Here is a 12,835-nt window from a genome sequence, read left to right as displayed (position 1 = left end):
CCCCTGAGGCTCGTCGGGGTCATCTCAAGGTCTCCTCGATGACGGATTCCAGCTCTTCCGGGGTGAAGGGCTTGCGCAGCAGCGGCCAGGGATCCTGCAGTCCGGGCTGCTCGTCGGAATAGCCGCTGATCAGCAGCATGCGCAGCCCGGGCCGGGCGCGCGCGGCGTGGCGGCACAGCGCCCGGCCGTCGGTGCGCCCGGGCATGACGATGTCGGTGATCAGCAAGCCGATGTCGGGCACCGCATCGAGGATCTCGCGGGCCTCGTCGCCGTCGCCGGCCTCGATCACCGGATGGCCGAGCGCGACCAGCTGGCGCCGCACGATGCGGCGCAGCTCGGCCTGGTCGTCGACCAGCAGCACCAGCGGCCGGCCGGGCCGGGCCGGTGCGGTCTCCGGATCAGGCGTCGCCCGCAGGCTCTGGCCGACGGGCGCACGCACGATCGCCGATTCGTCGAGCGCCGGCAGCAGCAGCGTCACCTGCGTGCCGGCGCCGGGGCGGCTGTGCAGCAGCACGCCGCCGCCGCACTGGTGCACGAAGCCGTAGACCATCGACAGCCCCAGGCCGCTGCCCTGGCCGAAGCGCTTGGTGGTGAAGAAGGGCTCGAAGACACGCGCCTGCGTGGCCTCGTCCATGCCGATGCCGGTGTCGGTGACGCGGATGCGCACATGGCGCCCGGGCAGCACCTCGGCCTCGGCCGCCTCGGCGGTGTCGAGCAGGCATTCGTCGGTCTCGATGCGCAGCTCGCCGCCCTCGGGCATGGCGTCGCGGGCGTTGATCGCCAGGTTCAGGATCGCGCTCTCGAGCTGATGCGCGTCGGTGCGGGCGATCAGGCGCTGGCGCGGCGCCGCCAGCGAGGTCAGCAGCCGCACCGAGTCCGGCAGCGAGCGCACCAGCAGCTGCGCGGCATCGGCCACCACCTCGCCGACATCGACCGCGCGCGGCGCCAGCGGCTGCTGGCGCGCGAAGGTCAGCAGCCGGCGGATCAGGTCGGCGCCGCTGTGCGCGGCCTTCAGCGCCGGGGTCAGGAACTCGGCCAGCTCCGGATCGCCCGGATGGCGGTCACGCAGCGCGGCCAGATTGCCGATCATCACCGCCAGCATGTTGTTCAGGTCGTGCGCGATGCCGCCGGTGAGCTGTCCGACCGCCTCCATCTTCTGCGCCTGGGCCACCGCCACCTGCGCCTGCTTGACCTCGCTGACATCGACCGACAGCACGAAGCAGCCCAGCACCTCGCCGTCGGGCCCGAACTCCGGCACCAGCTCGGTGCGGGCGTTGACGATGCGGCCGTCCTCGCGCTCCATCTCGTACTCGTAGCGCTGGCGACTGCCCTTGAGCGCCTGCACCACATGCGGGATCACCACCGCATAGACCTTGGGGGGCAGCACGTCGATGATCGGCCGCCCGGCGGCGATGTCGCGACCCCGTCCGAACCAGTCGGTATAGCCCTTGTTGGCGTACTGGTAGACATGGTTCTGGTCGAAGTAGCCGATCAGCGCGGGCACGTTGTCGAAGATCAGGCGCAGCCGCGCCTCGCTCAGGCGCAGCTCGGCCAGCAGCGCTTCGCGCGGTGCCGATTCGGGGTCGGGTTCGGAATGGGGAAGCAGCGGATCCATCCCGGCCCATTCTAGGCAGCGAGCTGACCCCGAGCTTCCGGATGCACCCGCATCGCAGGCTCGCCAAGATTCGATACATTTGCTCCGAGGTGTTGAAAAAGTCACTCGGGAAGATGCGCCTCCGTTGAATGACCAACGGAGACAGATGCCATGCCAGTGACCGGACACGCCGGCGCGATGCCTTATGACGAGGGCCTGGAGCGCCAGGCCGCCAACTTCGTGGCCTTGTCGCCGCTGAGCTTCCTGGCCCGCACCGCCGCCATTCATCCGGAGCGCATCGCCCTGGTGCACGGCCTGCTGCGCCAGACCTGGGCCACCACCTACCGGCGCTGCCGCCAGCTCGCCAGCGCCCTGCAGCGCCGCGGCGTCCACGCCGGCCAGACGGTGGCGGCGATGCTGCCCAACACCCCGGCGATGTTCGAGGCCCATTTCGGCGTGCCGATGGCCGGGGCGGTGCTCAACACCCTGAACACGCGTCTTGATCCGGAGGCGATCGCCTTCCAGCTCGATCACGGCGAGGCCCGCGTGCTGCTGACCGACCGCGAGTTCTCCTCGACCATCCGCCGCGCGCTGGCGCTGATGACCGGCCCGAAGCCGCTGGTCATCGATGTGGCCGATGCGCTGTTCGAGGGCGGCGAGTTCCTCGGCGAGAAGGAGTACGAGGACTTCCTGGCCGAGGGCGATCCGGCCTTTGCCTGGCAGCTGCCGTCGGACGAGTGGAACGCGATCGCGCTGAACTACACCAGCGGCACCACCGGCAACCCGAAGGGCGTGGTCACCCACCACCGCGGCGCCTACCTGAACGCCACCTCGAACGTCGTCACCTGGGCGATGCCGCGCCACGCCGTCTACCTGTGGACGCTGCCGATGTTCCACTGCAACGGCTGGTGCTTCCCGTGGACGATGGCGCTGCAGGCCGGCACCAGCGTGTGCCTGCGCCGGGTCGATCCGACGCTGATCTTCCCGCTGATCCGCGAGCACCGCGTCACCCACATGTGCGGCGCGCCGATCGTCTACGGCCTGCTGATCAACGCCTCCGAGCAGCTGCGCGCCGGCATCGATCACCCGATTCACGGCCTGATCGCGGGTGCGGCGCCGCCGGCGGCGATCATCGAGGGCTGCGAGCGCATCGGCATCGACATCACCCATGTCTACGGCCTGACCGAGGTCTACGGCCCGGCGGCGGTCTGCGTGCGCCAGGATGGCTGGGAAAAGCTGCCGATCGGCGAGCGTGCCGAGCTCAATGCCCGCCAGGGCGTGGCCTATCCGATGCAGGAAGCCATCGCGGTGCTCGATCCCGAGACGATGCAGCCGGTGCCGGCCGACGGCCAGACCATGGGCGAGATCTTCTTCCGCGGCAACCTGGTGATGAAGGGCTACCTGAAGAACCCCGAGGCGACCGCCGAGGCCTTCCGCGGCGGCTGGTTCCACACCGGCGACCTGGCGGTGATGCACCCGGACGGCTACGTCAAGATCAAGGACCGCAGCAAGGACATCATCATCTCCGGCGGCGAGAACATCTCCAGCGTCGAGGTCGAGGAGGTGCTCTACCGCCACCCGGCGGTGATGGTGGCGGCGATCGTCGCCGCGCCGGACCCGAAGTGGGGCGAGGTGCCCTGCGCCTTCATCGAGCTGCGCGAGGGCGCCGAGTGCAGCGAGGAGGAGATCGTCGAGTACTGCCGCCAGCACATGGCGCGCTACAAGGTGCCCAAGCGCGTGGTCTTCGGCACGCTGCCCAAGACCTCGACCGGCAAGATCCAGAAGTTCATGCTGCGCCAGCAGATGAAGTCGGCCTCGGCCATCGGCTGAGCCGGGCACCGCAACACGACAGGACGGGGGAGACGGCGATGAACGATCTTCAAGGCCACGACATCGAGGACCTGCGCGTCGGCATGACCGCGACCTTCTCGAAGACCATCACCGAGGCGGACATCGTGCTGTTCGCCGGCGTGTCCGGCGACGGCAACGCGGTGCACACCAACGAGGAGTTCGCGCAGGGCACGCCGTTCAAGGGCCGCATCGCCCACGGCTTCCTGACCGCCAGCGTCATCTCGGCCGCGGTGGCCAACAAGCTGCCCGGCCCGGGCTCGATCTACCTCGACCAGCGCATGAGCTTCAAGGCGCCGGTGCGCCCGGGCGACACGGTGCATGCGACGGTGCGGGTCAAGGAGGTCCAGCCCGAGCGCTGCCGCGTGCTGCTCGAGACGGTCTGCACCGTCAAGGGCACGGTGGTGATCGACGGCGAGGCGCTGATCAAGGTCGGCTCGCTGGTCAAGCGCGAGCAGGCCCAGGCCCGCACGGCCGCGGCGGCCGCCGCACCGGCCGAGGCCTGACGCAGCGCAGGGGGCGGCGCCGCGGGCGCCGCTATGCTCCGGCTCCTGTCCTTGCGTCCGGACCCGGAGAGCCTGCGCCATGAGCCTTGACGATGAACTGGTGGCCCCGCTGCGTGCGGTGGCCGAGCGCCTCGCGCTGCCGAAGGTGCGCGCGCTGCACCTGCCGCCGCGCGAGGCGGTGCAGGCGGCGCGCCGGGCCGGCCGCGGCGAGTTCTGCCTGCTCGAGCTCGACGACGGCACGCCCGGGGCCGCCTACGTCATGCTCGACGACGATCACGAGGCGCTGCTGCTCGGCCACGGCACCGAGGCGCTCGCGGGCGCGGACGCGCTGGCGCTGGCCGCCTCGTTCGGGGCTGCGCGCGGCGCGCGCCGGGTGGTGGCGTGGGCGGCGCTGGGCGCGCTGTCGCGCTGGCTGGTCGAGCGCGCCGGGCTGGAGGTGCCGCGCGGCGGCGATCCCTGGGGCCGGCCCGCGCCGCTTGCGGGCGAGCATCTCGGCATGGTCGGGCTGTTCACGCCGATGGTGGCGCCGCTGCTGCAGGCCGGCCTGCGGCTGACGGTGCTGGAGCTGCAGCCCGAGCTGGCCGGCCGGCGTGGCGCGCTGACGGTGACGCTGGACCCGGCGGCGCTGCAGGACTGCCCGCGCATCGTCTGCACCGCCACGACGCTGATCAACGGCAGCCTCGAGGCGCTGCTGCCGCGCCTGCGCCATGCGCGTCATCTGGCGCTGCTGGGCCCGAGCGCCGGCTGCCTGCCCGATGCGCTGTTCGCGCGCGGTGTCACCCAGCTCGGCGGGCGCTGGATCACCGATCCGGCCGGCGCGATCGATGCGGTGCGTGCCGGCCGCGGCCTGGGCGAGGTCTCGCGCAAGTTCGCCTTCAGCCGCGACGACTGGCCGGACTGCCCGGCGCTGCTCGCGCGGCTGTGATCGCGAAGGTCTCGGCGGTGGCCAGCACCTGCTCGATCGCCGCCAGCAGCGCCTCGGCGCGGAAGGGCTTGTGCAGCACCTGCAGCCCGCTGGCTGACAGCAGCGAGAGATCGCCCGGCGAGGTGTCCCCGGTGATCACCAGCACCGGGACCGGTCCGCCGTAGCTGCGTACCGCCTCGACCACATCCAGCCCGCTGGCACCGCGCAGCCGGTGGTCGGTGATCAGCAGGTCGATGCCGCTGTGGCCGCGCGGGCGCTGCGCGAGCTGGTGGCGCAGCGGCGCCAGTCCGTCATGGCACTGCACCACCGCGCCCCAGGCCTGCAGGCGGGCGCGCAGCGCGTCCTGCACCGCCGGCTCGTCCTCGACCACCGTCAGCCGCAGGCCCTGCAGCGGCAGCCTGCGCGGCAGGGCCGGCACCGCTAGCGCCGGCAGCGGCGTGGCACTGTCGAGCTGCACCGAGAAGCGGCTGCCCCGCCCGGGGCGCGAGTTCAGCAGCAGCCGATGGCCCAGCAGCGCGCAGCTGCGCTGGACGATCGACAGGCCCAGCCCCAGGCCGCGGCTGCTGTCGCCCAGGGCGCGCCGCGGCCTGCCGATCGGGGTGTCGAGCTGGACGAACTCCTCGAAGACCGCGTCCTGGTCCTCCTGCGCGATGCCGACCCCGGTGTCGATCACGTCGAGCTGCAGCCGCTCGCCGCGGCGGCGCACGCCGACCAGCACGCCGCCGCGCTCGGTGTAGCGCACCGCGTTGCTGACCAGATTGCGCAGGATCTGCTCCAGCAGCACCGGGTCGGACACCACGGTGGCGTCACTGGGCCGGAAGCGCAGCTTCAGGCCCTTGCGCCGTGCGGTCTCGCCCTCGTGCGCGGCGATCGCGTCGAACAGCGGCTGCAGCGCCACCGGCTGCGGGCGCGGGCGCACCGTGCCGGCCTCCAGCCGCGACAGGTCGAGCAGACCCTTGAGCAGATCCTCCATCGAGGAGACGGCCTCGTCGACCCGGTCGGTCATCGGCCGCAGCGGGGCGGGCACCTGCTCGCGCAGCAGGTCGATCAGCAGGCTGATCGTCACCACCGGCTGGCGCAGGTCATGGCTGGCCGAGGCCAGGAAGCGGGTCTTGGCCTGGTTGGCCTGCTGCAGCGCGGCGGTGCGCTCGGCCACCCGCCGCTCCAGGTCGGCGTTGAGCTGCTCGACCTGCCGCAGCGCCTCGACCAGCCGGCGGATCATCAGGCTGCCGATCGCCAGCAGCGCCAGCGGCAGCGCCTGCGGCAGCCAGTAGTGGTCCATCACCGAGCTCAGTCCCATCCAGACCAGATGATCATGGCCGGCGGCGATCAGCAGCGCCGCCAGCAGGCCGGCCAGCAGCAGGCGCGCCGGCCCCGGCAGGCGCCGGCAGCCGCTCCAGGCCAGCGGCATCAGCAGCGCGCAGACCAGGATCAGCACCGGGTGCAGCCAGAGGCGGACCTCGTCGAGCACGCCGGTCAGCGCCCCCCACAGCGCCAGCGCCACCATCAGCAGCAGCGTCGCCTGGGCGACGCCGGCGCTGGTCGACTGCAGCCGGCCGCTCAGCCGCAGCGCGATCGAGGCCCCGAGCGCCAGCGCGCCGATCTGCAGCAGCAGCAGCAGGCCGTCATGCACGGCGTCGGGCTGCGGCGGCGACAGCAGCACCAGCAGATGCATCAGGATGCAGAGCATCCAGATCAGCCCGAACTGGCCGCAGATGCGCTCGCTGGGTCGGCGCCACCAGATCGCCAGCATGAACACCGCCAGGCCGGCGCCGACCAGATAGAGGCTGCTCGGGATCCAGGTCATCTGGTGGATCAGCCGGGCGCCGGTCGGCAGGGCCTGCGCCGGGCCGAGCATCAGCATCGACAGGCCGGCATTGCGGCTGTGGACCACCGACAGCTCGATGCGGTTGAGGCCTGGCTGCAGCAGGTGGGGCGGCACGCTGACCAGATGGTCGCGGCCCCCGGTGTCGCCGGGCGGGCGATCGAAGGGATCGATCAGCGCACCGCCGAGCAGCTCGCCGTTGAGCCTCAGCTCGTGCACCCGGCTCATGCGCGGAATGCACAGCACCCACAGGCCCGCCGGGCGCGCGCCCAGCGTGAACGCGATGCGGTAGTGACCGAGACCGGTATTGGCCAGACCTCGCCGCGCCCAGGTGTCGGGCAGCGGCACCGGCTGCCAGGCATCACGCGGGCGCAGGCGGAACTCGGCCTCGCTCAGCTCGATCATCTGCATCGGTGCGGCGCCCGGCGCCCGCCCGTCCGCGAGGGGGGCCGGCGTGGTGCCCATGCCGCGTGCATCGTCCGGGCCGGCCAGCAGCAGGACCAGCGCCACCGCCAGCGCGGTCAGGATCAGTCCGCCCAGCAACAGCAGCCCGGCCCTGAGCCGCGGGCTGGAGCGGATCAGGGCGAGCGTGGCGGAGCGGGCGCCATGCGATGGCAAGGGCGGGGGAGGGGGCGGAGCGGTCATCGGCGCTGCCGATGATCGCAGAGCCGGCCGCTGCCGTCAGCGCCTCGGCAGCGCTTCAGGGTACTTCAGAGCGCCAGGATCCACTTCACCAGATCGCGGGCATCCGCTTCCTTGATGGCGACCGCATTGGGCGGCATGGCCAGGCCGGAGGCCTTGCCCTTCCAGTGGCTGTCGTAGGGGTTGGAGCCCTTCAGCACGATCTGGGTCAGGGTGTCGGAGGCCTGCTTGTCGCTCTTGTACTTGGCGCCGACATCCTTCCAGGCCGGGCCGATCGGCGCCAGGCCGTCCGGACCCTTGGCGCCCGGCTCGATGTGGTGGCAGGTCATGCAGCCGCTCTTGGTGGCGAGCGCCAGCATTGCGTCATCCTTCGCCTTGTCGGCCAGGGCGGCGCCGCTGGCGAGCAGGGCGATCGCGGCGAGGGCTTGGGTGCGGGTCTTCATGGTGGCTCCTGGAGTCGCGGCTTCGGCCGCGGGTTGAATCGGATGCCTCCAAGGTAGTGGCGTGCCGCGCCCCAAGGTTGCGCAAGATCAAGCGTGCGGTGGCTTTTGTCAGCGTGGCACAGCGCTGTTGCCAGATGGATCGCCGTCGTTGCCGGCAGATGCTGCACGCTGGAGCAGCATCGCGTCGCCGTAGCTGAAGAAGCGCATCCGGCGCGCGATCGCGTCGGCGTAGAGCGTGCGGATCGTATCAAAGCCGGCGAAGGCGCTGACCAGCATCATCAGCGTGCTGCGCGGCAGGTGGAAGTTGGTCACCAGCCGGTCGACGACGCGGAAGTCGAAGCCCGGCGTGATGAAGATGTCGGTGTCGCGGGCGCCAGCGCGCGGCAGCCGGTCGGGCGTGCCCAGCGCGGCCGATTCGAGCGAGCGCAGCGTCGTCGTGCCGACCGCGATGACCTGCCCGCCGCGCGCGCGGGTCTCGGTGATGGCGTCGACGGTGGCCTGCGGCACCTCGAACCATTCGCTGTGCATGCGGTGGTCGGCGATCGACTCGACCCGCACCGGCTGGAAGGTGCCCGCGCCCACATGCAGCGTCACGCTGGCGCGGCGCACGTCGCGGGCTTCGAGCGCCGCCAGCACGCCCTCGTCGAAATGCAGCGCCGCGGTGGGCGCGGCCACCGCGCCGGGCACGCGCGCGAACACCGTCTGGTAGCGGCGCGCGTCGTCCTCGTCGTCGGCGTGGGTGATGTAGGGCGGCAGCGGCACATGGCCGAACTGCTCCAGCAGCGCCAGCGCGTCGCCGGGCAGGCGCAGGTGGAAGAGGCCGTTCTCCGGGCCGCAGCGCCCGAGCACCTCGGCGGGGAAGCTCTGGCCGGCGGCATTGCGGAAGTGCACCGTCTGCCCGGCGCGCGGCGACTTGCTCGCGCGCAGGTGCGCCCAGACCTCGTGGCGGCCGTCCGCCGCGCCGGGCAGCACCCGCTCGACCAGCGCCTCGACGCTGCCGCCGGTGTCTTTGGCGCCGTGCAGGCGCGCGCGGATCACCCGGGTGTCGTTGAACACCAGCAGGTCGCCGGGCGAGAGCAGGTCGGGCAGCTCGCGGAACACCCGCTCGGTGGCCGGCAGCGTGCGCCCGTCGAGCAGGCGCGAGGCGCTGCGCTCGGGGGCCGGGTGCTGGGCGATCAGCTCCTGGGGCAGGTCGAAGTCGAAGTCGGCGACGGTGTAGGCGGTCATGGCGTCGTCTTGAAGGGCGCGGCGAAGGGGGGGCAGAATATAACGATTCCCTTTTCCCTTTGTCCGTGCCCTCGACGCCTTCCTCTGCTGCTGCCCCGGCGCCGTCCCCGAAGCCTGAAGCGAAGTCCGCCCCGCAGCGGGCGATGGACAAGCTCGGCCTGGTGCGCGACATCGACCTGGCGCTGCACCTGCCGCTGCGCTACGAGGACGAGACCCGCCTGACGCCGATCGCCGCGCTGCGCGAGGGCGACACCGCGCAGGTCGAGGGCGTGGTGAGCTCGTGTGTGGTCGAGTCGCGCACTCGCCGCCAGCTGGTCGTGCGCCTGGTCGAGGGGCGCGCCGAGCTGGTGCTGCGCTTCGTGCATTTCTTTCCGTCGCACCAGAAGACGCTGGCGGTGGGCGCGCGGGTGCGCGCGCGCGGCGAGGTGCGCGCCGGCTTCTTCGGCCGCGAGATGGTGCATCCGGTCTTCAAGGCGGTGCCCGAGGGCGGCGCGCCGCTGGCCGAGGCGCTCACGCCGGTCTATCCGGCCAGCGCGCAGCTGCCGCAGGCGTATCTGCGCAAGGCGGTCGAGTCCGGCCTGCGCCGCGCGCCGCTCGACGAGGTGCTGCCCGCCGGCGTGGTGCCGCGCGACCTGCCGGCGCTGCGCGATGCGCTGCAGCTGCTGCATCACCCGCCGGTCGGCACCTCGGCCTGGCAGCTCGAGGAGCGCAGCCATCCGGCCTGGGCGCGCATCAAGTTCGACGAGCTGCTGGCGCAGCAGCTCTCGCAGCTGACGGCGCAGCGCGAGCGCGCCCGGCTGCGCGCGCCGGTGCTGGCCGCCGTGCACGGGCAGGGCGCGCCGGGCAGCCTGCACGCGCGCCTGCTGGCAGCGCTGCCCTTCGGTCTGACCGGCGCGCAGCAGCGTGTCTGCGCCGAGATCGCCGCCGATCTGGCGCGACCGCAGCCGATGCACCGGCTGCTGCAGGGCGATGTCGGCTCGGGCAAGACGGTGGTGGCGGCGCTGTCGGCGGCGGTGGCGATCGACGCGGGCTGGCAGTGCGCGCTGATGGCGCCGACCGAGATCCTGGCCGAGCAGCATTTCCGCAAGCTGCTGCAGTGGCTGGAGCCGCTGGGCATCGGCGTGGCGTGGCTCACCGGCAGCCGCAAGGGCAAGGCCCGCGCGGCGATGCTCGAGCGTGTCGCCTCGGGCGAGGCCGCGCTGGTGGTCGGCACGCATGCGGTGATCCAGCAGGAGGTCCAGTTCGCGCGGCTCGGTCTGGCGGTGATCGACGAGCAGCACCGCTTCGGCGTGGCGCAGCGGCTGGCGCTGCGGCGCAAGCTCGCCGAGCAGGCGCTCGAACCCCACCTGCTGATGATGAGCGCCACGCCCATCCCGCGCACGCTGGCGATGAGCTACTTCGCCGACCTGGACGTGAGCACCATCGACGAGCTGCCGCCCGGGCGCACGCCCATCGTCACCCGCGTCTTCGCCGACGGCCGCCGCGACGAGATCATCGAGCGGGTGCGCGACGAGGTGGCCAAGGGCCGCCAGGTCTACTGGGTGGTGCCGCTGATCGAGGAGTCCGAGGCGCTGGACCTGCAGAACGCCACCGAGACGCACGCGCGGCTGGCCGCCGCCTTCGACGGCGTGGCGGTCGGGCTGCTGCACGGGCGCATGGCCTCCAGCGACAAGGCGGCGGTGATGGCGGAGTTCTCGTCCGGGCGCATGAGCGTGCTGGTGGCCACCACCGTCATCGAGGTCGGCGTGGACGTGCCCAACGCCAGCGTGATGGTGATCGAGCACGCCGAGCGCTTCGGCCTGGCGCAGCTGCACCAGCTGCGCGGGCGGGTCGGGCGCGGCGCGGTGGCCAGCGTGTGCGTGCTGCTCTACACCTCGCCCTTGTCGCCGACCGGGCGCGAACGCCTGAAGGCGATGGCCGAGACCACCGACGGCTTCGAGATCGCCCGGCGCGACCTGGAGATCCGCGGTCCCGGCGAGTTCATGGGCGCGCGCCAGTCGGGCGACGCGCTGCTGCGCTTCGCCGATCTGGGCCAGGATGGCACGCTGCTCGAGCGTGCCCGCGCGGTGGCGCCGGCGCTGCTCGAGCGCCATCCGGCGGCCGCGGCAGCCCACATCCAGCGCTGGCTGGGCGGGCGCATGGAGTTCCTGAAGGCCTGATGGTCAGTCGGACAGCCGGGGGGCTTCCGCCTGGCCGCCATGGCCCGGCCGCAGCTGCAGCCGGCGCTCCGCGCTCAGGTAGGGCCACAGCAGCGCCATCGCCTGACGGGTGCCGCGCCGTACCGCGGCGTCGGCGTTGTCGGGCTCGAGCGCGCGGCGCGGGTCGCGCACGTACTCGTAGCTCAGCCAGTAGGTCAGCAGCACGATGATCGAGGTGGCCAGCGCGTCGGCATCCTCCGGCCCGATCGGCGCGCCGTCGAGAATGCACAGCCGCGCGACGCGCTCGCGCACCGCCGCCTGCTGCAGCGCCAGCGCCGCCTGGCAGCGCGTCTCGAGCTGGCGGTTGCGGGTCAGCAGGTCGTTGAGATCGCGGAAGATGAAGCGGTAGTCCCAGGCCAGGCGCAGCAGCGCCGGCACCAGCAGCCAGGCGCCCTCGGCATCGTCGGCCGGGCCGGCGGCGGCCAGCGCGGCGGCCAGCGCCTGCTCGTAGCGGCCGACCAGCGCGTTGACCAGCGCCTCCTTGGCCGGGTAGTGGTAGTACAGGTTGCCGGGGCTGATGCCCAGCTCGGCCGCGAGCGCGTTGGTCGAGACATTGGGCTCGCCATAGCGGTTGAACAGCGCCAGCGTGTGGTCGAGGATGCGCTCGGCGGTGCGCCGGGGGGGCTTCTTGGCGCGGTCGGTCATGATGTTCTGCAGAGTCTCCGGGCGCCAATCTAGCACCGCCCTGGTGCCTGATCGCCCCGGGTTTGTCTCTGCAGGGCGCGTGCCCGCGCGGCCGCGCCACTGCGGGCTCAGGCGCCAGGTCGGTCCAGGTCGGTGGCGTCGTGGCGTTCCGGGCACTGGTCGGCCGGATCGCCGAAGGTGCGGTTGACGCGCCGGCCGCGCTGCACCGCGGGCCGCGCGCCCACCTCGTCGGCCCAGCGGCGCAGATGCGTGTACTGCTCGACCTGCAGGAATTCGCCCGCGCCGTAGAGCAGGCCTTGCGCCATCTGCCCGTACCAGGGCCAGATCGCGATGTCGGCCACCGTGTAGTCGTCGCCGGCGATGTGGCGCCGGGTGGCCAGCAGCCGGTCGAGCACGTCGAGCTGGCGCTTGGTCTCCATCGCGTAGCGGTTGATCGGGTACTCGAGCTTGTCCGGCGCGTAGGCATAGAAATGCCCGAAGCCGCCGCCGACGAAGGGCGCGCTGCCCATCTGCCAGAACAGCCACGACAGGCACTCGGCGCGCGCGGCCGGCGCGGTGGGCAGGAAGGCGCCGAACTTTTCGGCCAGATGCACCAGGATGGCGCCGGACTCGAAGACCCGGATCGGCTCCGGCCCGCTGCGGTCCACCAGCGCCGGGATCTTCGAGTTCGGATTGACCTCGACGAAGCCGCTGCCGAACTGCTCGCCGTCGCCGATCTTCACCAGCCAGGCGTCGTATTCGGCGCCGGCGTGGCCCAGCGCGAGCAGCTCCTCCAGCATCACCGTGACCTTCACGCCATTGGGCGTGCCCAGCGAGTAGAGCTGCAGCGGATGCCGGCCCACCGGCAGCGCCCGCTCGTGCGTGGCGCCCGCCACCGGGCGGTTGATGCTGGCGAACTTGCCGCCGCTGGCCTGATTCCAGGTCCAGATCGCGGGCGGGGTCCAGGTCGAGTCGGTCATAGGCTGATTTCCGGAGGTTCAGA

General features: G+C 72.2%; 10 protein-coding genes. 4 read left to right on the top strand and 6 right to left on the bottom strand.

What is annotated here, in order from left to right; all coding sequences use genetic code 11:
* Nucleotides 1-19 precede the first annotated feature (19 nt).
* Nucleotides 20-1,615 (bottom strand): hybrid sensor histidine kinase/response regulator, encoded by a 1,596-nt coding sequence (locus BW996_RS11365; RefSeq protein WP_051632046.1) that lies wholly within the window; start codon nt 1,613-1,615, stop codon nt 20-22.
* Nucleotides 1,616-1,765: 150 nt separating this feature from the next.
* Here BW996_RS11365 and BW996_RS11360 point away from each other — a divergent pair, with 150 nt between their 5' ends.
* The 3 genes from BW996_RS11360 (at nt 1,766) to BW996_RS11350 (ending at nt 4,873) form a co-directional block, all read left to right on the top strand.
* Complete coding sequence (locus BW996_RS11360; RefSeq protein ID WP_241462005.1) at nt 1,766-3,424, top strand: acyl-CoA synthetase; 1,659 nt, start codon at nt 1,766-1,768, stop codon at nt 3,422-3,424.
* A gap of 38 nt (nt 3,425-3,462) precedes the next feature.
* Nucleotides 3,463-3,948 (top strand): MaoC family dehydratase, encoded by a 486-nt coding sequence (locus tag BW996_RS11355; RefSeq protein ID WP_037483196.1) that lies wholly within the window; start codon nt 3,463-3,465, stop codon nt 3,946-3,948.
* Between the two features lie 79 nt (nt 3,949-4,027).
* Nucleotides 4,028-4,873, top strand: coding sequence for a Rossmann-like domain-containing protein (locus BW996_RS11350; RefSeq protein ID WP_037483198.1), 846 nt, complete (start codon nt 4,028-4,030; stop codon nt 4,871-4,873).
* On the opposite strand, the gene BW996_RS11345 is transcribed toward BW996_RS11350, so the two are convergent.
* The 3 genes from BW996_RS11345 to queA all read right to left on the bottom strand — a co-directional run bounded on the left by BW996_RS11345 (nt 4,824) and on the right by queA (nt 9,010).
* Nucleotides 4,824-7,316 (bottom strand): ATP-binding response regulator, encoded by a 2,493-nt coding sequence (locus tag BW996_RS11345; RefSeq protein ID WP_139330844.1) that lies wholly within the window; start codon nt 7,314-7,316, stop codon nt 4,824-4,826. The genes BW996_RS11350 and BW996_RS11345 overlap by 50 nt on opposite strands.
* Nucleotides 7,317-7,408: 92 nt before the next feature.
* Entirely contained in the window at nt 7,409-7,783 is a 375-nt protein-coding gene (locus tag BW996_RS11340) for a c-type cytochrome (RefSeq protein ID WP_037483199.1), read from the bottom strand.
* Between the two features lie 108 nt (nt 7,784-7,891).
* Nucleotides 7,892-9,010, bottom strand: a complete 1,119-nt coding sequence (gene queA / locus BW996_RS11335) for a tRNA preQ1(34) S-adenosylmethionine ribosyltransferase-isomerase QueA (RefSeq protein ID WP_051632048.1) — start codon at nt 9,008-9,010, stop codon at nt 7,892-7,894.
* Between the two features lie 59 nt (nt 9,011-9,069).
* Between queA and recG the strand changes: the two genes are divergently transcribed.
* The gene (recG, locus tag BW996_RS11330; RefSeq protein ID WP_037483201.1) at nt 9,070-11,169 is read left to right on the top strand and encodes an ATP-dependent DNA helicase RecG; all 2,100 of its coding nucleotides are present in this window, start codon (nt 9,070-9,072) and stop codon (nt 11,167-11,169) included.
* Between the two features lie 3 nt (nt 11,170-11,172).
* On the opposite strand, the gene BW996_RS11325 is transcribed toward recG, so the two are convergent.
* Nucleotides 11,173-11,853 (bottom strand): TetR/AcrR family transcriptional regulator, encoded by a 681-nt coding sequence (locus tag BW996_RS11325; protein ID WP_037483203.1) that lies wholly within the window; start codon nt 11,851-11,853, stop codon nt 11,173-11,175.
* 107 nt (nt 11,854-11,960) lie between these two features.
* On the bottom strand, nt 11,961-12,812 hold the full coding sequence (yghU, locus tag BW996_RS11320; protein WP_037483205.1) for a glutathione-dependent disulfide-bond oxidoreductase: 852 nt from the start codon (nt 12,810-12,812) through the stop codon (nt 11,961-11,963).
* Between the last annotated feature and the right edge of the window lie 23 nt (nt 12,813-12,835).

Source organism: Sphaerotilus natans (assembly GCF_900156335.1).
GTDB lineage: Bacteria > Pseudomonadota > Gammaproteobacteria > Burkholderiales > Burkholderiaceae_C > Sphaerotilus > Sphaerotilus natans.
The sequence above is the reverse complement of the archived record's forward strand: the minus strand, read 5'-3'. Positions and strand labels throughout refer to the sequence as shown.

What these genes read in the sequence shown, in the direction of transcription:
- BW996_RS11365 (WP_051632046.1), bottom strand. Translation starts at nt 1,615, where the DNA reads ATGGATCCGCTGCTTCCCCATTCCGAACCCGACCCCGAATCGGCACCG.
- BW996_RS11360 (WP_241462005.1), top strand. Translation starts at nt 1,766, where the DNA reads ATGCCAGTGACCGGACACGCCGGCGCGATGCCTTATGACGAGGGCCTG.
- BW996_RS11355 (WP_037483196.1), top strand. Translation starts at nt 3,463, where the DNA reads ATGAACGATCTTCAAGGCCACGACATCGAGGACCTGCGCGTCGGCATG.
- BW996_RS11350 (WP_037483198.1), top strand. Translation starts at nt 4,028, where the DNA reads ATGAGCCTTGACGATGAACTGGTGGCCCCGCTGCGTGCGGTGGCCGAG.
- BW996_RS11340 (WP_037483199.1), bottom strand. Translation starts at nt 7,783, where the DNA reads ATGAAGACCCGCACCCAAGCCCTCGCCGCGATCGCCCTGCTCGCCAGC.
- queA (WP_051632048.1), bottom strand. Translation starts at nt 9,010, where the DNA reads ATGACCGCCTACACCGTCGCCGACTTCGACTTCGACCTGCCCCAGGAG.
- BW996_RS11325 (WP_037483203.1), bottom strand. Translation starts at nt 11,853, where the DNA reads ATGACCGACCGCGCCAAGAAGCCCCCCCGGCGCACCGCCGAGCGCATC.
- yghU (WP_037483205.1), bottom strand. Translation starts at nt 12,812, where the DNA reads ATGACCGACTCGACCTGGACCCCGCCCGCGATCTGGACCTGGAATCAG.